This is a genomic window from Flavisphingopyxis soli (assembly GCF_007995095.1).
Classification (GTDB): domain Bacteria; phylum Pseudomonadota; class Alphaproteobacteria; order Sphingomonadales; family Sphingomonadaceae; genus Flavisphingopyxis; species Flavisphingopyxis soli.
Genome location: NZ_VOPY01000004.1, coordinates 92,493 through 110,959, shown reverse-complemented (window position 1 = coordinate 110,959; position 18,467 = coordinate 92,493). Strand labels below are relative to the sequence as shown.

16 protein-coding genes are annotated in these 18,467 nt (G+C 65.2%); 15 read left to right on the top strand and 1 reads right to left on the bottom strand.

Going from position 1 to position 18,467, the window contains the following annotated elements; all coding sequences use genetic code 11:
• Nucleotides 1–9 precede the first annotated feature (9 nt).
• The 14 genes from FSZ31_RS12500 to FSZ31_RS12435 all read left to right on the top strand — a co-directional run bounded on the left by FSZ31_RS12500 (nucleotide 10) and on the right by FSZ31_RS12435 (nucleotide 15,997).
• Nucleotides 10–489: a PaaI family thioesterase gene (locus tag FSZ31_RS12500; protein WP_236643818.1), complete on the top strand. Its 480-nt coding sequence runs from the start codon at nucleotides 10–12 to the stop codon at nucleotides 487–489.
• Nucleotides 486–1,610, top strand: coding sequence for a cell division protein ZapE (gene zapE / locus FSZ31_RS12495; RefSeq protein ID WP_147123744.1), 1,125 nt, complete (start codon nucleotides 486–488; stop codon nucleotides 1,608–1,610). Before FSZ31_RS12500 ends, zapE begins: the two co-directional genes overlap by 4 nt.
• Nucleotides 1,611–1,709: 99 nt before the next feature.
• Nucleotides 1,710–3,674, top strand: coding sequence for a putative bifunctional diguanylate cyclase/phosphodiesterase (locus FSZ31_RS12490; protein WP_147123743.1), 1,965 nt, complete (start codon nucleotides 1,710–1,712; stop codon nucleotides 3,672–3,674).
• Nucleotides 3,675–3,805: 131 nt separating this feature from the next.
• Nucleotides 3,806–4,612: a COG4705 family protein gene (locus tag FSZ31_RS12485; protein WP_147123742.1), complete on the top strand. Its 807-nt coding sequence runs from the start codon at nucleotides 3,806–3,808 to the stop codon at nucleotides 4,610–4,612.
• Between the two features lie 76 nt (nucleotides 4,613–4,688).
• On the top strand, nucleotides 4,689–6,095 hold the full coding sequence (locus FSZ31_RS12480; protein WP_147123741.1) for a M20/M25/M40 family metallo-hydrolase: 1,407 nt from the start codon (nucleotides 4,689–4,691) through the stop codon (nucleotides 6,093–6,095).
• A gap of 163 nt (nucleotides 6,096–6,258) precedes the next feature.
• Nucleotides 6,259–7,221 carry a malate dehydrogenase gene (gene mdh, locus FSZ31_RS12475; RefSeq protein WP_147123740.1) on the top strand — a complete coding sequence of 321 codons (963 nt, stop codon included), beginning with the start codon at nucleotides 6,259–6,261 and terminating at the stop codon, nucleotides 7,219–7,221.
• Nucleotides 7,222–7,238: 17 nt separating this feature from the next.
• Nucleotides 7,239–7,568, top strand: a complete 330-nt coding sequence (locus tag FSZ31_RS12470; RefSeq protein WP_147123739.1) for a hypothetical protein — start codon at nucleotides 7,239–7,241, stop codon at nucleotides 7,566–7,568.
• A gap of 12 nt (nucleotides 7,569–7,580) precedes the next feature.
• The gene (gene sucD, locus FSZ31_RS12465; RefSeq protein ID WP_147123738.1) at nucleotides 7,581–8,465 is read left to right on the top strand and encodes a succinate--CoA ligase subunit alpha; all 885 of its coding nucleotides are present in this window, start codon (nucleotides 7,581–7,583) and stop codon (nucleotides 8,463–8,465) included.
• A 74-nt stretch (nucleotides 8,466–8,539) separates the two neighbouring features.
• On the top strand, nucleotides 8,540–8,830 hold the full coding sequence (locus tag FSZ31_RS12460) for a GIY-YIG nuclease family protein (RefSeq protein ID WP_408021664.1): 291 nt from the start codon (nucleotides 8,540–8,542) through the stop codon (nucleotides 8,828–8,830).
• Nucleotides 8,831–8,894: 64 nt separating this feature from the next.
• The gene (locus tag FSZ31_RS12455; protein ID WP_147123737.1) at nucleotides 8,895–11,747 is read left to right on the top strand and encodes a 2-oxoglutarate dehydrogenase E1 component; all 2,853 of its coding nucleotides are present in this window, start codon (nucleotides 8,895–8,897) and stop codon (nucleotides 11,745–11,747) included.
• Nucleotides 11,748–11,765: 18 nt separating this feature from the next.
• Nucleotides 11,766–13,091, top strand: coding sequence for a 2-oxoglutarate dehydrogenase complex dihydrolipoyllysine-residue succinyltransferase (odhB, locus tag FSZ31_RS12450; protein ID WP_147123736.1), 1,326 nt, complete (start codon nucleotides 11,766–11,768; stop codon nucleotides 13,089–13,091).
• A 112-nt stretch (nucleotides 13,092–13,203) separates the two neighbouring features.
• On the top strand, nucleotides 13,204–14,619 hold the full coding sequence (gene lpdA / locus FSZ31_RS12445) for a dihydrolipoyl dehydrogenase (protein ID WP_147123735.1): 1,416 nt from the start codon (nucleotides 13,204–13,206) through the stop codon (nucleotides 14,617–14,619).
• A gap of 47 nt (nucleotides 14,620–14,666) precedes the next feature.
• Complete coding sequence (locus FSZ31_RS12440; RefSeq protein WP_147123734.1) at nucleotides 14,667–15,356, top strand: PepSY domain-containing protein; 690 nt, start codon at nucleotides 14,667–14,669, stop codon at nucleotides 15,354–15,356.
• Nucleotides 15,353–15,997 (top strand): trimeric intracellular cation channel family protein, encoded by a 645-nt coding sequence (locus tag FSZ31_RS12435; RefSeq protein ID WP_147123733.1) that lies wholly within the window; start codon nucleotides 15,353–15,355, stop codon nucleotides 15,995–15,997. Before FSZ31_RS12440 ends, FSZ31_RS12435 begins: the two co-directional genes overlap by 4 nt.
• Here the strand turns inward: FSZ31_RS12435 and sppA are convergent.
• Nucleotides 15,974–17,932, bottom strand: coding sequence for a signal peptide peptidase SppA (sppA, locus tag FSZ31_RS12430; RefSeq protein WP_147123732.1), 1,959 nt, complete (start codon nucleotides 17,930–17,932; stop codon nucleotides 15,974–15,976). The two genes, FSZ31_RS12435 and sppA, sit on opposite strands and share 24 nt — an antisense overlap.
• A 211-nt stretch (nucleotides 17,933–18,143) precedes the next feature.
• On the opposite strand from sppA, the gene FSZ31_RS12425 reads away from it, so the two are divergent.
• Nucleotides 18,144–18,431: a co-chaperone GroES gene (locus FSZ31_RS12425; RefSeq protein WP_147123731.1), complete on the top strand. Its 288-nt coding sequence runs from the start codon at nucleotides 18,144–18,146 to the stop codon at nucleotides 18,429–18,431.
• The last annotated feature ends 36 nt before the right edge of the window (nucleotides 18,432–18,467 follow it).

Genomic DNA, 18,467 nt, shown 5'->3' with positions numbered 1-18,467 from the left:
AGAGGTCCGTTGACCGGTCCCGACATCGATCCGCGCTTTGCGTTCGGGCCCGATCCCGATCATCCCGGCTGGTTCCGCTGGGAGATCAGGGAAGGCGAGCGTTTCAACCACTTTCTCGGCCCGATGCGGATCCAGCCGAACGGCAAGACGACCGCGCGCGTGCGCATCGTGCCCGAACGCAAACACAGCAACCTTGCCGACAACGTCCATGGCGGGATCAGCCTCGCTTTTGCCGATATCGCGCTGTTCGCGGCGGCGCGCACGCTCGGCATCGCGATGGGGCCGCGCACCGTCACGGTCGACCTGTCGATGCAGTTCGTCGGCGCGGGGCGACTCGACGAGCCGCTCGATGCCGAGGTCGAGATCGTCCGCGACACCAAGCACCTCGTCTTCCTGCGCGGCCGGCTGGTCCAGGCGCCCGCGGAGGCCGGCAGCGACAGCCCGCACATCGTCGCGAGCTTTTCGGGCATGTTGAAGAAGGGCGGATGACCGGCCTCGCCGCGCGCTATGCCGCGCTGATCGAGGCGGGCGAGCTCAAGCCCGACGCACAGCAGGCCGCCGCAGTCGCGACGCTCGCCGACCTGCAGGACCGGCTCGAGGCGACCTGCGCCGAACGCGGTTTCATCGCGCGGCTGCTGGACCGCAAGCCAGACCGCACACGCGGCGCCTATCTGTGGGGCGCGGTCGGGCGCGGCAAGTCGATGCTGATGGACCTGTTCTTCGAAACGCTGCGAATCGAGCGCAAGCGCCGCGTCCATTTCCATGCCTTCATGCTCGACGTCCACGCCGCGCTCAAGACCGCGCGCCAGACCGAACAGGGCGATCCGGTCAACGCCGTCGCCGGGGATATCGCCAAGGGCGTGCGCCTGCTCGCGTTTGACGAGATGGTGATCAACAATTCGGCCGACGCGATGATCATATCGCGGCTGTTCACCGCATTGCTCGGCCAGGGCGTGACCGTCGTCGCGACATCGAACCGGCCGCCGCGCGACCTCTACAAGGACGGCCTCAACCGAGAGCATTTCCTGCCCTTCATCGCGACCATCGAGGCGGAAAACGACATCATCGCGCTCAACGGCCCGACTGATTACCGCCGCGACCGGCTGGGCGATGCCAGCCTGTGGCATGTCCCCAACGGTCCGGCCGCGACCACCGCTCTGAGCGAGGCGTTCTTTCGCCTCACCGACTATCCGCCGAGCGACAAGGCGCACGTCCCGAGTTGCGAACTGGCGGTCGGCGGCAAGCGCACGCTGCACGTGCCCAAGGCGCTCAAGGGCGTCGCGGTGTTCAGTTTCAAACGCCTGTGCGGCGAGGCGCGCGGGGCAAGCGACTATCTCGCGATCGCGCGGACCTTCCACGCCGTCATCATCGTCGGCATTCCGGTGATGGGGCCCGACATGCGCAACGAGGCGGCGCGCTTCGTCACCTTGATCGACGCGCTCTACGAATATCGCGTCAAGCTGCTCGCCAGCGCCGATGCCGAACCCGACGGCCTGTATCCCGCGGGCGACGGCCGGTTCGAATTCGACCGCACCGTCTCGCGATTGCTCGAGATGCGCTCGGAGGCCTATCTCGCGCTGGGCCACGGCGTCGGGGACGATGTCGGCTGAAGACCATCGCCGGGTGATTCACGCATAGGCATCACCAACGCCGGTGATCCTGCTAAGCTGTTAACTGTACAGTGAAGTCTTGCGCGTACGGCAGCATCCATGGCAAAATTTGCCCGATCATTAAACATCTTGGCGGCAGGCGCGCGCTCGCTGGGCAGCGACGCGCTGTCCGAGCGCGTTCGCCGGATGCTGGTGCGCACGCTCTATACCCAGCCTGCCAGTCTTGCGATCGGTGCGTTTACCGGCAGCGTCGGCGCCTGGGTCGCCGCCTATGTCAGCGGCAAGATCGAGATCGTCTTCCTGAGCGCGCTGCTGTCGGTCATCGCGATCGCCCGCGTCGCAGGCGCTCTGAGCCTCGCTTGCGACGACCAGTCGCGCAGCACCCGCTTGCTCGAATTCATTTATGAGATCGGCGCGTTCAGCTATGCGTTCGTCCTCGGCGCGACCGCCGCCGTCGCGCTGCTGATCCGCGCCGGCCCACAGGTCGAAATTCTGCTGATGGTCAGTGCGCTCTGTTATGGCGTCGGCATCTGCGCCCGCAACGCCGGGCGACCCGTGATCGCGATGGGCCAGCTCAGCCTCGTCGTCCTTCCCGTCGTCATTGCATTGCTGGTCATCGGCACGCTGCCGTTCGTGTTTCTCGCGGCGAACCTGATGCTCCTGGTCGTCGCGATGATGACGATCACGATCAACCTGTTCAAGGTCCTGCGCGAATCGATCGGCTCGGCCGAGACCAACGAGCGCCTGGCCGCCGAAATGCGCCATCTTGCGAGGATCGACGTCGTCACCGGTCTCGCCAATCGCGCCGGCCTTGACCACGACATGACCGAACGCTTGCGCTCCGCCGGCAAGGATACGATCCTGGCCCTGTTCTGGCTCGATCTCGACCGATTCAAGGAGATCAACGACCTGTTCGGCCATCCCGTCGGCGATCAGGTTCTCGCGCAAATTGCTGCCCGGCTCGCCGAAGTTTCGCCCGACCACGCCACCGTCGCCCGCTTCGGCGGCGACGAGTTCATCGTCTTTTGCGAAGTTGCCGATCGCCACGAAAGCGAGCGGCTGGCCAGCGAAATCCACGCCGAGATCATGCGGCCGGTCGGGATCGATCGCAAATGGCTCGAAGTCCACGCCTCGATCGGGGTCGCGCTGCTCCCCGAGGACGCGTCGAGCGCGGCAACGCTGATGCAGAACGCCGATCTCGCGCTGTACCATGCCAAGGTCAACGGCCGCCGACAGACCTGTTTTTACGCCCCGTCGATGAACCGCGATCTCGCCCGCAAGCGCGAGATCGAGGCCGAACTTCGCGCCGCGATCCTGAAAGACGAATTGTCGGTCTATTTCCAGCCGGTGGTCGACCTGGAATCGGGGCGGATCCGCGGCTTCGAAGCGCTCGTGCGCTGGTTTCACCCGACCCGGGGCGAACTGATGCCCGACGAATTCATCCCGCTGGCCGAAGAAACCGGCGTGATCGTGACGCTCGGCAACTGGATCACCGCGCAGGCGGCCAAGGCCGCGGCGCGCTGGCCCGACGACATTTCGCTCGCGGTCAACCTCTCGCCGCTACAGATCAAGGCGCCCGGCGCAGCGCTCGGCATCATCAATGCGATCCGCCAGGCCGGGCTCGATCCGTCGCGGCTCGAACTCGAGGTCACCGAAAGCCTACTGCTCGACGACCACGACGCGACCGAGAACTTCATTCACGACCTGTCGGCGATCGGCATCAAGTTCGCGCTCGACGATTTCGGAACCGGCTATTCGTCGCTCAGCTACGTGCAGAAATATCCCTTCAGCAAGATCAAGATCGATCGCAGCTTCGTCTCGGGTCCGAACGTCGGCCGCAAGACCGACGCGATCATCCGCGCCGTTGCCGAACTTGGATCGAAACTCGGGATGGACATCGTCGCCGAGGGGGTCGAGACCATCGAGCAGGTGCGCGCGGTGCGCGAGGCAGGCTGCACGCTCGGCCAGGGCTATTATTTCAGCCGGGCGGTGCCCGACTATGCCGCCGCGATACTGCTCGCCCACGACGCTGAAGAGCATAACCCGCGCCGCGCGCGCGCCTGATCGGTCAGAGCCGTTCGCACCACAGTCGAGCGGCGCGCGCGCGACCCGTTGCACTATTTATCCTGTCGGCGACTGCGGTTAAGGCAATCCGGGAACGTCAGACCCGACGAGAGCAGCAAACGGAGCATGACATGATCGCCAGCCGCGACGAGTTCGACCACAAAGCCGCTTTGTCCAAGGTTCCCGCGATCACGCTCGGCTTCTGGATCATCAAGATCCTTGCCACGACATTGGGCGAAACCGGCGGCGACACGGTCTCGATGACGCTCAGCCTGGGCTATCTCGTCGGCACCGCGATCTTCGGCGTGATCTTCCTCGCGCTCGTCGTTGCGCAGATCAAGGCGCGTGGCTTTCATCCCGCGCTCTACTGGGCGACGATCATCGCCTCGACGACGTTCGGCACGACGCTCGCCGATCATGTCACCCGCTCGATGGGGATCGGCTATACCGGTGGATCGGCTCTGCTGCTCGCGCTCGTGCTCGGCACGCTGGCGCTGTGGCATGTCAGCCTCGGCCGCATTTCGACCGACAATATCGCCACGCCCAAGGCCGAATGGTTCTACTGGATCACGATCACCTTTTCGCAAACGCTCGGAACCGCGCTCGGCGACTGGGTGGCCGACACCAACGGGATTGGCTTCGGCGGCGGCGCGCTCATCTTCGGCGCGCTGATCCTCGTCGTCGCCGCGCTCTATTACTGGACGCGCGCCAATCACAGCGCGCTGTTCTGGGCAGCATTCATCCTGACGCGCCCGCTCGGCGCGACGGTCGGCGATTTCCTCGACAAGCCGCTCGATCACGGCGGCCTCGCGTTCAGCCGCCCGCTCGCTTCCGCCGTGCTGACGGTTGCGATCGTCGCTCTGATCCTCATCCTGCCGCAACGCGCGGGCAAGATGCCGGCCGAGCCCGACGCCGCACCGCTGCCCGATACGGCGTAAGCGGTTCGCGACTTGACGCACGGCCGGGCGCGGCGCAGCTTCGCCGGCGAGTTATCCTGTCCTGGAGAGAAGTCCTATGCGTCCCAAGTTCTCGCTCGCGATCCTGCTGAGCTGCGCCGCCACCATCACGGTTCCCGCCCATGCGGCGAACGATCAACAGGCGCAGACGCTCGAAATCTACCAGACCGCGATCGAGACCGCGACGGTCAAGGGCCGCGGCGAAGTGCCCAAGCTCGCCAATTATCTCGCGGGCAAATTCCGCACCGCAGGCTGGGCGGAAGACGATATCCATGTGATTCCTTATGAAGGCGATCCCGGCGACCAGACCGCCGCATTGATCGTCCGCTGGCCCGCCGCGAAGAAGACCGATCGCAAGCCGATCCTGCTGCTCGCGCACATGGACGTCGTCGAGGCGAAACGGTCCGACTGGGAGCGCGACCCGTTCAAGCTGATCACCGAAGGCGGCTATTTCTACGGCCGCGGGACGAGCGACGACAAGCAGGGCGTGACCGAAATCACCGCCTCGCTGCTCGCGCTCAAGGCGGCGGGTTTCAAGCCGACGCGCGACATCGTCGTGCTGTTCACCGGCGACGAGGAGACCGGCCAGAACGGCGCCAGCCTCGGCGCAAGCGACTGGCTGAAATGGACCAATGCCGAATATGCGCTCAACGCCGATGCCGGCGGCGGCGCGTTCGACCGCGACGGCCGCGCGCTCGGCTTTGGCATGCAAACCGCCGAGAAGGTCTATCAGACCTTTACGCTGAGCGTTCACAATCGCGGCGGGCACAGCTCGCGCCCGCGGCCCGACAACGCGATCTATGAACTGGCGGGCGCGCTCAAGCGGCTCGAGGTTTATCGCTTCACGCCCGCGCTCAACGAAACCACGCGTGCCTATTACATCGAGCGCGCCAAGCAGGAGACCGGCGCGCTCGGCGATGCCATGCGCGCCTGGGTCGCCAATCCCGATGATGGCGCTGCCGCCGATATCATCGAGGCGAGCGAGCTCGAGGTCGGCACGACGCGGACGCGTTGCGTCGCGACGCGCCTCGCGGGCGGCCATGCCGACAACGCGCTGCCGCAGCTTGCCCAGGCAACGGTCAACTGCCGCATCCTGCCCGGCGAGGATCCCGCGCTGACGCTCGCCGCGCTCAAAGCGATCGCCGGCGAAGGTGTCGAGGTCGAGCCGGTCAAACCCGCGATTGCCAGCCCGCCGTCGCCGCTGCGTCCCGATGTCGTCGCCGCCTATACCAAGGCGGTGCGCGCGCGCTTCCCGACGGCGCCAATCGTGCCGCAGATGTCGACCGGTGCGACCGACGGCCTCTATTTCCGTGCCGCGGGAATCCCGGTTTACGGCATCGACGGCACCTGGGGCGTCTCGCCCGACGATGAACGCGCGCACGGCCTCAACGAGCGGCTGCCGGTCAAGGCGCTCCACGACGGCGTCGCGATATGGACCGAGATGCTGCGCGATCTGGCCGGCTGAGCGCAGGGCAACACGGGCTAAAGCTATTGCGAATGATGTGCAAAGATAGTTTGACGCCCGAGGTTGCCCGAAGGGAACAATCGGCCTAATCGCGCCTTTCCTATTTCATCCCCCCGTGCGTGTCGCTCGTGGCGCGCCTCGACTCTTTTCGAAAGGTTCGCCCATGGCCCGCAAGAAGCTTGCGATGATCGGTTCCGGAATGATCGGCGGCACGCTCGCCCATCTCGCCGCAATGAAGGAGCTCGGCGACGTCGTATTGTTCGACATCGCCGACGGCCTCCCCCAGGGCAAGGCGCTCGACCTGTCGCAGGCCGGCCCCGTCGAAGGCTTTGACGCAAAATTGAAGGGCACGAGCGATTACGCCGACATTGCCGGTGCCGACGTCTGCATCGTCACCGCCGGCGTGCCGCGCAAGGACGGCATGAGCCGCGACGATTTGCTCGGTATCAACCTCAAGGTCATGAAGGCGGTCGGCGAAGGCATCAAACAGCACGCGCCCAACGCCTTCGTCATCTGCATCACCAACCCATTGGACGCCATGGTCTGGGCGCTGCGCGAATTTTCCGGGCTGCCGCACAACATGGTCGTCGGCATGGCCGGCGTGCTTGATTCGGCGCGCTTCCGTCACTTCCTCGCCGACGAATTCAACGTCTCGGTCGAAGACGTCACCGCCTTCGTCCTCGGCGGCCACGGCGACACGATGGTCCCCGTCGTCCAGTATTCGACCGTCGCGGGCATCCCTGTTCCCGACCTCGTCGAGATGGGCTGGACCACGCAGGACAAGATTGACGCGATCGTCAAGCGCACGCGCGGCGGCGGCGGCGAGATCGTCAAACTGCTCGGCAACGGCAGCGCCTTCTACGCGCCCGCCACCAGCGCGATCGCGATGGCCGAGAGCTTCCTCAAGGACAAGAAGCGCGTCCTGCCCGCCGCAGCGCACCTCACCGGCCAGTACGGCGTCGACGACCTGTATGTCGGCGTCCCCGTCGTGATCGGCGAAGGCGGCGTCGAACGCATCGTCGAGATCAAGCTCGACGCCGAGGCCAAGCAGGGCTTCCAGGTCAGCGTCGACGCGGTCAAGGAACTGCTCGACGCGTGTAAGGAACTGGATGGCAGCCTCGCCTGAGACCGGAGCATCAATCAATGTCCCTGATCCGTATCGATACCTTTACCTTACCACCCGCAGCTTTCGACAAGCTTCACCGGATGATCTGCGTCACGCTCGAATGTCTGGCCGGGATCGACGGCAATGAGGGTGCGGAGATTTTCTTCGCCTCGACCAGCCGCGATCGCATCGCGACAATCGTGCGCTGGCGCGACGCATCGGTTGCGGGCGCGGCACGCGACGCCGTGATGGCCACGCACCGGGAACACGGCTTCGATGCGACGGCGTTTTATGATGAGCACAGCATTCAGCTTCAACGCTCCGATTACGACACGTCCGAACCCTTTACCGAACAAAAACACGCCTGAGGACCAGCATTTATGAGCATTCTCGTAGACAAAAATACCAAGGTCATCACCCAGGGGATGACCGGCGCGACCGGCACCTTTCATACCGAGCAGGCGATCGCCTACGGGACCAAGATGGTCGCCGGCGTCACCCCGGGCAAAGGCGGCACGACGCATATCGGCCTGCCCGTTTATGACACCGTTGCCGAGGCGCGCGACGCCACCGGCGCCGACGCTTCCGTCATCTACGTCCCGCCCAAGTTCGCCGCCGCCTCGATCATCGAGGCGATCGATGCCGAGATCCCGCTGATCGTCGCGATCACCGAGGGCATCCCCGTGCTTGACATGGTCACCGTCAAGGGCCGCCTCGAAGGATCGAAGTCGCGCCTGATCGGGCCCAACTGCCCCGGCGTGCTGACCCCCAATGAATGCAAGATCGGCATCATGCCCGGCAGCATCTTCAAGAAGGGCTCGGTCGGCGTCGTCTCGCGTTCGGGCACGCTGACCTATGAAGCCGTGTTCCAGACGACCGCCGCTGGCCTGGGTCAGACGACCGCGGTCGGCATCGGCGGCGATCCGGTCAACGGCACCAACTTCATCGACGTGCTCGAACTGTTCCTCGCCGACGACGAAACGACGAGCATCATCATGATCGGCGAAATCGGCGGCAGCGCCGAAGAAGAGGCCGCGCAGTTTTTGAAGGACGAGGCCAAGAAGGGCCGATCGAAGCCGACCGTCGGCTTCATCGCCGGCCGTACCGCGCCGCCGGGCCGCCGCATGGGCCATGCCGGGGCGATCGTCTCGGGCGGCAAGGGCGGCGCCGACGACAAGATCGCGGCCATGGAATCCGCCGGCATCCGCGTGTCGCAGAGCCCCAGCGAACTCGGCACGACGCTCGTCGACCTGCTCAAGGGTTGAACAGAAACTTGATTGCACCGTTCCATCATCGTGCCCCTGCGCAGGCAGGGGCCCATCACCCAAAGTGATGATCGATGGCGGGCGGCGCGGTTTACATGATGGCCAATCGCAAACAGGGCGCCATCTACACGGGATCGACGTCAAATTTGCTGGCACGGATATTCCAGCATCGCGAGAGGTTGGTTGAAGGCCATAGTAAGACTTACGGCTGCACACGCTTGGTCTGGTTTGAAATACACGACGATCTGCAAAACGCCCGTCACCGCGAGCTGCAGATCAAGAAATGGAAACGAAGCTGGAAGATCAGATTGATCGAAAGCGGAAATCCGGATTGGAAGGATTTATGGTTCGATATTCGCGCATAGCAGATACCCGGCCGATCGTTCCGGTGATGGGCCCCTGCCTTCGCAGGGGCACGAGAGGTAGGACATGAACGCCGAACCGCAGACCTTCGCAACTGACGAACCGCAGGCCGGACCGAGCTGGGCGCGCCCGAACTGGCCGCTCGAGGATCTCGATGCGGTCAATGCGGCGATGGACCCGACGCAGATGGCGGTTGCCGCGCGCGATGCGGTTCGCGCCGACGCGGCCAAGAGCGGCGCGCCGCTCGACGATGCCGCGGTCGAGCGCGCGGCAAACGATTCGATCCGCGCGATGCTGCTGATCCGGACCTATCGCGTGCGCGGCCACCTCGCCGCCAATCTCGATCCGCTCGGCCTGTCGCACCGCGATGTACCCGCCGACCTGACGCCCGAATATCATGGCTTCACCGGTCCCGACCTCGACCGGCCGATCTATTTGGGAGGCGTGCTTGGGCGCGAGCGCGCGACGATCAAGGACATCGTCGCGATCCTGCGTGCCAACTACTGCGGCAATGTCGGCCTCGAATACATGCACATCGCCGATGTCGAGGAACGCCGCTTCCTCCAGGACCGCATGGAAGGCGCCGAAAAGGGCATCGAGTTCACCCCCGAGGGCAAGCGCGCGATCCTCAACAAGGTGATCCAGGGCGAACAGTGGGAAGGCTTTCTCGCCAAGAAATATGTCGGCACCAAGCGCTTCGGTCTCGACGGCGGCGAAGCGATGATCCCTGCGCTCGAGGCGATCATCAAATATGGCGGCCAGTACGGCGTCCAGGACATCGTTTACGGCATGGCGCATCGCGGGCGTCTGAACGTCCTCGCCAACGTCCTTGCCAAGCCGTATCGCGCGATCTTCCACGAATTCCAGGGCGGCAGCGCCAACCCCGACGACGTCGGCGGTTCGGGCGACGTCAAATACCATCTCGGCACCAGCACCGACCGCGAGTTCGACGGCATCAAGGTGCACATGTCGCTGGTCCCCAACCCGTCGCATCTCGAGGCGGTCGACCCCGTCGTGCTCGGCAAGGTGCGCGCGCAACAGGTGCTCGCCGGCGATATCGGCACGCACGAAAAATCGCTTCCCGTGCTGATCCACGGCGATGCTGCCAATGCCGGCCAGGGAATTGTCTGGGAGTGCCTCAGCTTCTCGGGCATCCGCGGCTATAACACCGGCGGCTGCATCCATTTCATCGTCAACAACCAGATCGGCTTCACGACCAGCCCGCAGTTCGCGCGCTCGTCGCCCTATCCGAGCGACGTCGCCAAGGGTGTCCAGGCCCCGATCCTGCACGTCAACGGCGACGATCCCGAGGCGGTCACCTTCGCCTGCAAGCTGGCGATCGATTTTCGCCAGCAGTTCAAGCGCGACGTCGTCATCGACATGTGGTGCTATCGCCGCTTCGGCCACAACGAAGGCGACGAACCCAGCTTCACCCAGCCGTTGATGTACGACGCGATCCGCAAGCACCCCAAGGTCAGCGCGATCTATGGCCAGCGGCTGGTCGACGAAGGCGTCATTGATGATGCCTGGGTGGCACAGACGACCGCCGATTTCGTCGCCCATCTCGACGGCGAATTCGCCGCTGGCAAGGACTATACGCCCGACAAGGCCGACTGGTTCTCGGGCCGCTGGACCGGCCTGCACACCCCCGCCGATCCCGAAACCGCACGCCGCAATGTCGAGACCGGCGTCAGCAAGAAACTGTTCGACGCGATCGGGCGGACGCTGACCACCGTTCCCGACGACCTGACGATCCACAAGACGCTCGGCCGCATCCTCGATGCCAAGCGCGAGATGTTCAAGACCGGCGAGAAGTTCGATTGGGCAACCGGCGAAGCGCTCGCCTGGGGCACGCTATTGTCCGAAGGCTATGCGGTGCGCCTGTCGGGGCAGGATTCGGGCCGCGGCACGTTTTCGCAGCGCCACGCGGTCTGGCTCGACCAGAAAGAAGAGACCAAGTACATCCCGCTCGCGACCGTCCCGCATGGCCGCTTCGAGGTCTATGACAGCCCGCTTTCCGAATACGGCGTGCTCGGCTTCGAATACGGCTATGCGATGGCCGATCCCAAGGCGCTCGTCATGTGGGAAGCGCAGTTCGGCGATTTCGCCAACGGCGCGCAGATCATGATCGACCAGTTCATCGCCTCGGGCGAAGCCAAATGGCTCCGCGCCAACGGCCTCGTCATGCTCCTGCCGCACGGCTACGAAGGCCAGGGGCCAGAGCACAGCTCGGCGCGGCTCGAACGCTTCCTCCAGCTGTGCGCGGGCGACAACCTGCAGGTCTGCAACATCACGACCCCGGCGAACTATTTCCACGTCATGCGGCGCCAGATGATGCGCAATTTCCGCAAACCGCTGATCATCATGACGCCCAAGTCGCTGCTGCGGCACAAGATGGCGGTGTCCGATCGCGCCGACTTCCTCGACGACCAGCATTTCATGCGGATCAAGTCCGATCCGTCGAAACCCGCTGACAAGGCGGTCAAGCGCCTCGTATTGTGTTCGGGCAAGGTCGCCTATGACCTGATCGAGGCACGCGACGCCGCGGGCGACAGCGATGTCGAGATCGTCCGGCTCGAACAGCTCTACCCCTTCCCCGGCGAACCGCTCGCCGTGCGGCTCGCGAAAATGACGAATGTCGAAGACGTCGTCTGGTGCCAGGAAGAGCCCAAGAACCAGGGCGCGTGGAACTTTGTCGAACCGTATATCGAGGAGTGCCTTGCGACGCTCAAGCTGACGCCCAAGCGTCCGCGCTATGCCGGCCGCGCCGCCGCTGCATCGCCCGCGACCGGGCTGATGAGCCGCCATCAGGCCGAACAGGCGGCGCTCGTCGCCGACGCGCTCGGCCACAATGTCCGCAAGGAAATCCGCCGCACGCGCAAGAAAGCCGGGGCCAAGTCCGCTCCGGCGACCGACTGACCTCAAGGAACGAGAATCATGGCAAGCGAAGTCAAAGTCCCCACCCTCGGCGAAAGCGTCAGCGAAGCGACGCTCGGCGAATGGCTCAAACAGCCGGGCGACGCAGTTGCGGTCGATGAACCGATCGCCAGCCTCGAAACCGACAAGGTCGCGGTCGAGGTGCCGAGCCCGATTGCCGGCGTGATGGGCGAACACAAGGTCGCCGAAGGCGCGACCGTCGAAGTCGGCACCGTCATCGCGGTGGTCGAAGAAGGCGGCGCCGCGGCTAGCTCTGCGGCATCGAGCGCAGCCAGCCCCGCCCCTGCCGCAAGCAAGGCCGACGCGCCCACCAAGATTGCCGAACCCGCCGGCGACGGCGATCCCGACGATGCTCCCGAAGCGCCCGACGACCAGCGCCGCGCGATCGACGGCAGCAGCGGCAAGGACGGACCTGCCGACCGCGAGATGCCGACGCTGTCGCCCGCGGTGCGCCGCCTCGTCCTTGAACACGGGATCGACCCGAGCCGCGTCCAGGGCACCGGCAAGGACGGTCGCCTGACCAAGGAAGATGTCCTCGCTGCAGCGAAGAAGCAGGGCGAGGCCCCCGCTCCTGCTCCCGCCGCCGCATCGCCTGCGCCTGCTGCAGCCAAGTCGGCAGGCGGCGAGCGCGCCGAAGAGCGCGTCAAGATGACGCGGATGCGCCAGACGATCGCCAAGCGGCTCAAATCGGCGCAGGACACTGCCGCGCTGCTGACCACCTTCAACGATGTCGACATGACCGCGGTGATCGCGGCACGCACGCGCTACAAGGACCTGTTCGAGAAAAAGCACGGCGTCCGCCTCGGCTTCATGGGCTTCTTCACCAAGGCCGCGTGCCTCGCGCTCAAGGACATTCCCAACGTCAATGCGCAGATCGACGGTGAAGAGATCGTCTATCACGATTATGTCGACGTCTCGGTCGCGGTGTCGGCGCCTGGCGGTCTCGTCGTTCCCGTCATCCGCAATGCCGAGGCACTGAGCTTCGCCGACATCGAAAAGACGATCGGCGACTTCGGCGCGCGCGCCAAGGCGGGCAAGCTGACAATGGAAGACATGACCGGCGGCACCTTCACCATCTCGAATGGCGGCGTGTTCGGCTCGCTGATGTCGACCCCGATCATCAATCCCCCGCAATCGGCCGTGCTCGGCCTGCACCGGATCGAGGACCGCCCCGTCGCGATCGACGGCAAGGTCGAAATCCGCCCGATGATGTATCTCGCGCTCAGCTACGACCACCGCCTGATCGACGGCCGCGAAGCGGTGACATTCCTCAAGATCATCAAGGACGCGATCGAGGATCCGACGCGCCTGCTGATCGACCTTTAACCCCAGCCCCGTTCGGGCCGAGCTTGTCGAAGACCTGTCCTGTTTCTAGATGCGGGACTCACGTATACGACAAGGACAGCCTTCGGCGTAAACGGGGCAAACGGAGCAAGACATGACCGACCAGACTTACGACTATGATGTTCTCGTGATCGGCAGCGGGCCCGGCGGCTATGTCGCGGCGATCCGCGCCGGGCAGCTCGGCCTCAAGACCGCCTGCGTCGAGAGCCGCGAGACGCTGGGCGGGACGTGCCTCAACGTCGGCTGCATCCCGTCGAAGGCGATGCTCCACGCGAGCGAGTATTTCGACGCCGCAGCCAACGGGACGATGGCCAAGATGGGCGTCAAGGTGACCCCCGAGCTCGACCTCGACACGATGCACGCGCAGCGGCTCGACGCGGTCAAGCAGCTGACCAGCGGCATCGCCTTCCTGTTCAAGAAGAACAAGGTCGACTGGCTCAAGGGCCGCGCCACCTTCACCGGCGCGCACAGCGTCGACATCGCGGGCAAGACCGTCACCGCCAGGGACATCGTCGTCGCGACGGGATCAAGCGTCACCCCGCTGCCCGGCGTCGAAGTCGACAACGACAAGCAGATCATCGTCGATTCGACCGGCGCGCTCGAACTCGCCAGCGTTCCCGAGCACATGGTCGTGATCGGCGGCGGCGTCATCGGGCTCGAGCTCGGCAGCGTCTGGCGGCGATTGGGCGCGAAAGTGACCTGCGTCGAATTTCTCGACGAGATCCTCCCCGGTTTCGACGGTGACGTCCGCAAGGAAGCCCGCAAGATATTCAAGAAACAGGGCATCGAGTTCAAGCTCGGCACCAAGGTTACCAAGGTCACGGTCAAGGGCAATTCGGCCAGCGTGACGGTCGAACCCGGCAAGGGCGGTGCCGCCGAGACGATCGCCGCCGACTGCGTACTCGTATCGATCGGGCGCCGGCCCAACACCGCCGGCCTCGCGCTCGACAAGGCGGGGCTGAAGACCAACGAACGCGGGCAGATCGACATCGATCACGAGTTCCGCACCGCGGTCGACGGCGTCTGGGCGATCGGCGACGTGGTTCCCGGCCCGATGCTCGCGCACAAGGCCGAGGACGAAGGCCTCGCGGTTGCCGAAAACATCGCCGGGCTGACCGGCATCGTCAATCACGACGTCATCCCGTTGGTCGTCTACACGCTGCCCGAGATTTCCGGCGTCGGCCTGACCGAGGAAGCCGCGGCCGAGAAGATGAAGGACAAGGGCGGAATCAAGGTCGGCAAGTTCCCGATGCTGGCCAACAGCCGCGCCAAGACCAACCATGAGCCCGAGGGCTTCGTGAAGGTCATCGCCGAGGCCGACAGCGACCGCGTGCTCGGCGTCTGGGCGATCGCCAGCGTCGCCGGCACGATGATCGCAGAGGCGGCAGTGGCGATGGAATTCGGCGCGACGAGCGAGGACATCGCTTACACCTGCCACGCCCACCCGACGCATGCCGAAGCGATGAAGGAAGCCGCGATGGGCGTCCAGGGCAAGCCGATCCACATCTGAACAACCGGCGAGGGTGCGATGGCATCACGGCCGGAGGGGGCACTGCCATGAAAACCTATCGCCAACTCCATCGCTGGCACATCTGGCTCGGCTGGCTGATCGGCGTGCCGTTGATCCTGTGGACCGCCTCGGGGCTGTTCATGGTGCTGAAACCGATCGAGGCGGTCCGCGGCGAGAATCTGCGCGCGGAACCCGCCGCCCTCGTAGCGGCCGAGGCGCTGCCCATGATCGACCCGGCCTTGGGTCCGCTCAAATCGATGCGCCTCGCGCCATCTCCTTCAGGCGGCCAATGGATCGTCGAACAGGGCGAGTCGACGACCCGCTTCGATTCGCGCAGCGGAAAGAAGCTCGCGGCTGTCGATGAAGCCGAGGCGCGCGCGATCGTCGCGAAGGCCATCGTCGCCAACCTACCGATTACCGCGATGACACGTTTTGCCGCCGCCGATGCGCCGGGCGACTTCCGCCGCCCCCGCCCTGCCTGGCAAGCCAGGCTGTCCGACGGCACGCACGCCTATGTCGATGCCGATAGCGGAGAGCTGCTCGCGGTGCGCACGCCGTTCTGGCGCGCCTATGACTTCATGTGGGGAATCCACATCATGGATCTCGACACGCGCGAGGATTTCAACAATCCCGTGCTCAAGATCTTTGCCGCGCTCGCCTTGCTGTCGCTGCTCCTCGCCTTCCCGATGCTGATCATCCGCCAGCTCCGGATATCGCGTAACCGAAGCCCGCGATGAGCCCGACCGATCCGCCGCTTGTCCAGACTGCCCTGGTCTGGCTCGACCTTCTCGGCATTGCGGTGTTCGCGATCTCGGGCGCATTGCTCGCCGCGCGCAAGCAACAGACGCTCGTTACCTTCGCTTTTTTCGCGCTGGTCACCGGAGTCGGCGGCGGCACGGTACGCGACCTCCTGATCGGTGCGCCGGTCTTCTGGGTTCACGACAGCATGATCGCGCTCGCCTGCCTCGTCGCCGCGATACTCGTCTGGCTGGCGCCCGGTACGCTGTGGCAACGCGCGGCGATCGACTGGTTCGACGCGGTCGGGATCGCCGCCTATGCCGTGTTCGGCGCGGCCAAGGCGCTGCGCTATGGCATCGACCCGGTGCCCGCCGCGATGATGGGCGTCATTACCGCCTGCGTCGGCGGCGTGATCCGCGACGTCATCGCGGGCGAACCGTCGATCATCATGCGGCCAGAGCTTTACGTCACCGCCGCCGCCTTGGGATCGTCGCTGTTCATCGCGCTGACATTGGTGGGCATGCCCTTGGTCGCCGCCGCCAGCATTGCTTTCGTTGCAGGTTTCGGATTGCGCGCGCTGGCGATCTGGAAGGGGCTGGCCCTGCCGAGCTACGGCCTAGCGCGCGACGAGCAGCCATAGCCGCGACCACAGGCCGGACAGGCGTGTCGCATCGGGTGCGGCGGTCGCGACCAGCGAGCGGCATTCGAAGCAATCGGCCTGGACCGATCCGCCCTCGGCAACCAGCCGTTCGACGTCGCTGACCGCGCGCGCGGCAAGCAGCGTGTGGCGCGCGCCGAGCACCGCGAGCATGCCGCGCGCCTCGGGTTCGTCGTCCTGGTCGCTGGCGAACAGATCGGCGAGCATCGCGGCAAAGGCATCGGGCTGCGGTTCGTAATAGGTCGCATGGACCTTGGCCGGATCGAGCTTGGCAAGCTTGGCCGCCGCCGCCATCGCCTCGTCGAGTCCGCCGAACGCGTCGATCAGGCCAAGCTGGCGTGCCGCGCCGCCCGACCAGACGCGCCCCTCGGCGATTTCGCGGACGCGCTCGACCGGCAGCTTGCGGTTGGCCGCAACGATGCCGGTGAACTTGCCATAGATATTCTCGATGCTCGCCTGGACGACGCGATCAAACTGTTCGCTGGTCCCGCCGAAGATATCGGGCTGGCCCGACAAGGGCGTGGTGGTAACGCCGTCGGCGCCGATGCCGAGCTTGTCGAGCGAACCGGAAAAGGTCGGGATGATCCCGAACACACCGATCGATCCGGTGATCGTATCGGGCTCGGCGAAGATCCGGTCGCTCGCGGTCGAAACCCAGAAACCGCCCGATGCGGCGACGTTGGCCATCGATACGACGACGGGCAGGCCCTTGGCCCGCGCCGACATCAGCGCCTGGCGGATTTCCTCCGACGCCAGCGCCGATCCGCCCGGCGAATCGACGCGCAGGACGATCGCCTTGGCATCGCCGCGCGCGACGACATCGAGGATCTGCGTGGCGATCGTCGTACCGCCCGCGGTCCCCGCCCCCGCCTTGCCGTCGACGATCGTTCCGACCACCGGCACGACGGCAATCTCGTCGCCGCTATCATCGGCGTCGTTCGCGGCGAGGTAATCGTCGAGCCTGATCGAAGCGAACTTCCACGGACGATCCTTGTCGGGACCGACGCCTGCGAGGTTCGCCACGCGCCGGCCAAAGGCGATGCGGTTGCCCGTCTTGTCGACCAGCCCGGCGGCAACAACCGCCTTGGCCAGGTCGCCGCCGGCGCCTTCGACCGCGCCCGCCGGATCGCCGGTGAACGCGGCGATCTTCGCCCTGGGCCGTGCCGCGACGACGTGCGCCAGCCATTGCTCCCACAAGGTATCGGCATAGGCCTGGTTCATCGTGCGCGCGGCGGGCGACTGGTCGCTCCTGATATAGGGTTCGACAGCGCTCTTGAACGTGCCGACGCGATAGACCTTCGCCTCGATGCCGAGCTTGTCCATCAGCCCCTTGTAATAGAGGCGTGAGCCGCCGGGTCCGGTGAACAGCGCACCACCCATCGGGTCGACCCAGATTTCCGAGGCGTGCGCGGCGAGCGCATAGCTGTCGTCGCTATAGGCGGTGGCATAGGCAAGGACGGGCTTGCCAGCCTTGCGCGCGGTGTCGAGCGCGGTGCCGATCCGCTCCAGCGTCACCTGTCCCCCACCAAGGAAGCGGTCGAGGTCGAGGACGATCACCTTCACCTTGTCGTCGCTGGCGGCGTGTTCGACCGCGCGGACGATATCGCGCGCGCGGAATTGCCTGGTCACGGGACCCTGCAGCGCGGCAAAGGGTGCGGGATCGGCGGGCTGTTCGGACACCACGCCGGCAAGGTCGAGGACCAGCGCACCGTCGCGCACCGCCGCGGCATTCGGGCGGCCCGACAGGATCGCGAAGATCGCAATGAAGAACAGCAGCATGAAGACGAGGACCAGCGCGTCCTTGATCCCGACCAATATCCCCCACGCCTTGCCGAGAAAACGGCGGTTCGATGTCGTCGCGGCAGCGCTGTCGGCGACGGGGCGGGCGGTAGCGGGTACGGTGGATGCTGTGGTCATCCGCCCACCCTATTGATCCGCCAAACCGTTGTAAACGCCTAACACACCCCGACGTTGCCCGATCATCCCGCTTTCAAATTTTCACGCTGTCGGCCCTTGAACCTGCGGCCCGCGCCCATCATATGGCGGGGGTTGGCACTCTCCCAGAGCGAGTGCCAAGACATTCACTCATTCGCTTTCAGAAAGCACCAGAAAGGCAAGGTTAGCGCGTATGAATTTTCGTCCGCTTCACGACCGCGTCCTCGTCCGTCGAGTCGAGGCTGATCAGAAAACCGCCGGCGGGATCATCATTCCCGACAGCGCCCAGGAAAAGCCGCAGGAAGGCGAAGTCGTCTCTGCAGGGACCGGCGCGCGCAACGATGCCGGTGACATCCACCCGCTCGAGGTCAAGGCCGGCGACAAGATCCTGTTCGGCAAATGGTCGGGCACCGAGGTCAAGATCGACGGCGAAGACCTGATCATCATGAAGGAAAGCGACATCCTCGGCATCGTCGGCTGACGATCAAAGGCGCTTCCACTCACTCGAATTTAGACA

Excerpts from the sequence above, each read along its gene's own strand:
- zapE (WP_147123744.1), top strand. The coding sequence starts at position 486 with ATGACCGGCCTCGCCGCGCGCTATGCCGCGCTGATCGAGGCGGGCGAG.
- FSZ31_RS12490 (WP_147123743.1), top strand. The coding sequence starts at position 1,710 with ATGGCAAAATTTGCCCGATCATTAAACATCTTGGCGGCAGGCGCGCGC.
- FSZ31_RS12485 (WP_147123742.1), top strand. The coding sequence starts at position 3,806 with ATGATCGCCAGCCGCGACGAGTTCGACCACAAAGCCGCTTTGTCCAAG.
- FSZ31_RS12480 (WP_147123741.1), top strand. The coding sequence starts at position 4,689 with ATGCGTCCCAAGTTCTCGCTCGCGATCCTGCTGAGCTGCGCCGCCACC.
- mdh (WP_147123740.1), top strand. The coding sequence starts at position 6,259 with ATGGCCCGCAAGAAGCTTGCGATGATCGGTTCCGGAATGATCGGCGGC.
- FSZ31_RS12470 (WP_147123739.1), top strand. The coding sequence starts at position 7,239 with ATGTCCCTGATCCGTATCGATACCTTTACCTTACCACCCGCAGCTTTC.
- sucD (WP_147123738.1), top strand. The coding sequence starts at position 7,581 with ATGAGCATTCTCGTAGACAAAAATACCAAGGTCATCACCCAGGGGATG.
- FSZ31_RS12460 (WP_408021664.1), top strand. The coding sequence starts at position 8,540 with ATGGCGGGCGGCGCGGTTTACATGATGGCCAATCGCAAACAGGGCGCC.
- FSZ31_RS12455 (WP_147123737.1), top strand. The coding sequence starts at position 8,895 with ATGAACGCCGAACCGCAGACCTTCGCAACTGACGAACCGCAGGCCGGA.
- odhB (WP_147123736.1), top strand. The coding sequence starts at position 11,766 with ATGGCAAGCGAAGTCAAAGTCCCCACCCTCGGCGAAAGCGTCAGCGAA.
- lpdA (WP_147123735.1), top strand. The coding sequence starts at position 13,204 with ATGACCGACCAGACTTACGACTATGATGTTCTCGTGATCGGCAGCGGG.
- FSZ31_RS12440 (WP_147123734.1), top strand. The coding sequence starts at position 14,667 with ATGAAAACCTATCGCCAACTCCATCGCTGGCACATCTGGCTCGGCTGG.
- FSZ31_RS12435 (WP_147123733.1), top strand. The coding sequence starts at position 15,353 with ATGAGCCCGACCGATCCGCCGCTTGTCCAGACTGCCCTGGTCTGGCTC.
- sppA (WP_147123732.1), bottom strand. The coding sequence starts at position 17,932 with ATGACCACAGCATCCACCGTACCCGCTACCGCCCGCCCCGTCGCCGAC.
- FSZ31_RS12425 (WP_147123731.1), top strand. The coding sequence starts at position 18,144 with ATGAATTTTCGTCCGCTTCACGACCGCGTCCTCGTCCGTCGAGTCGAG.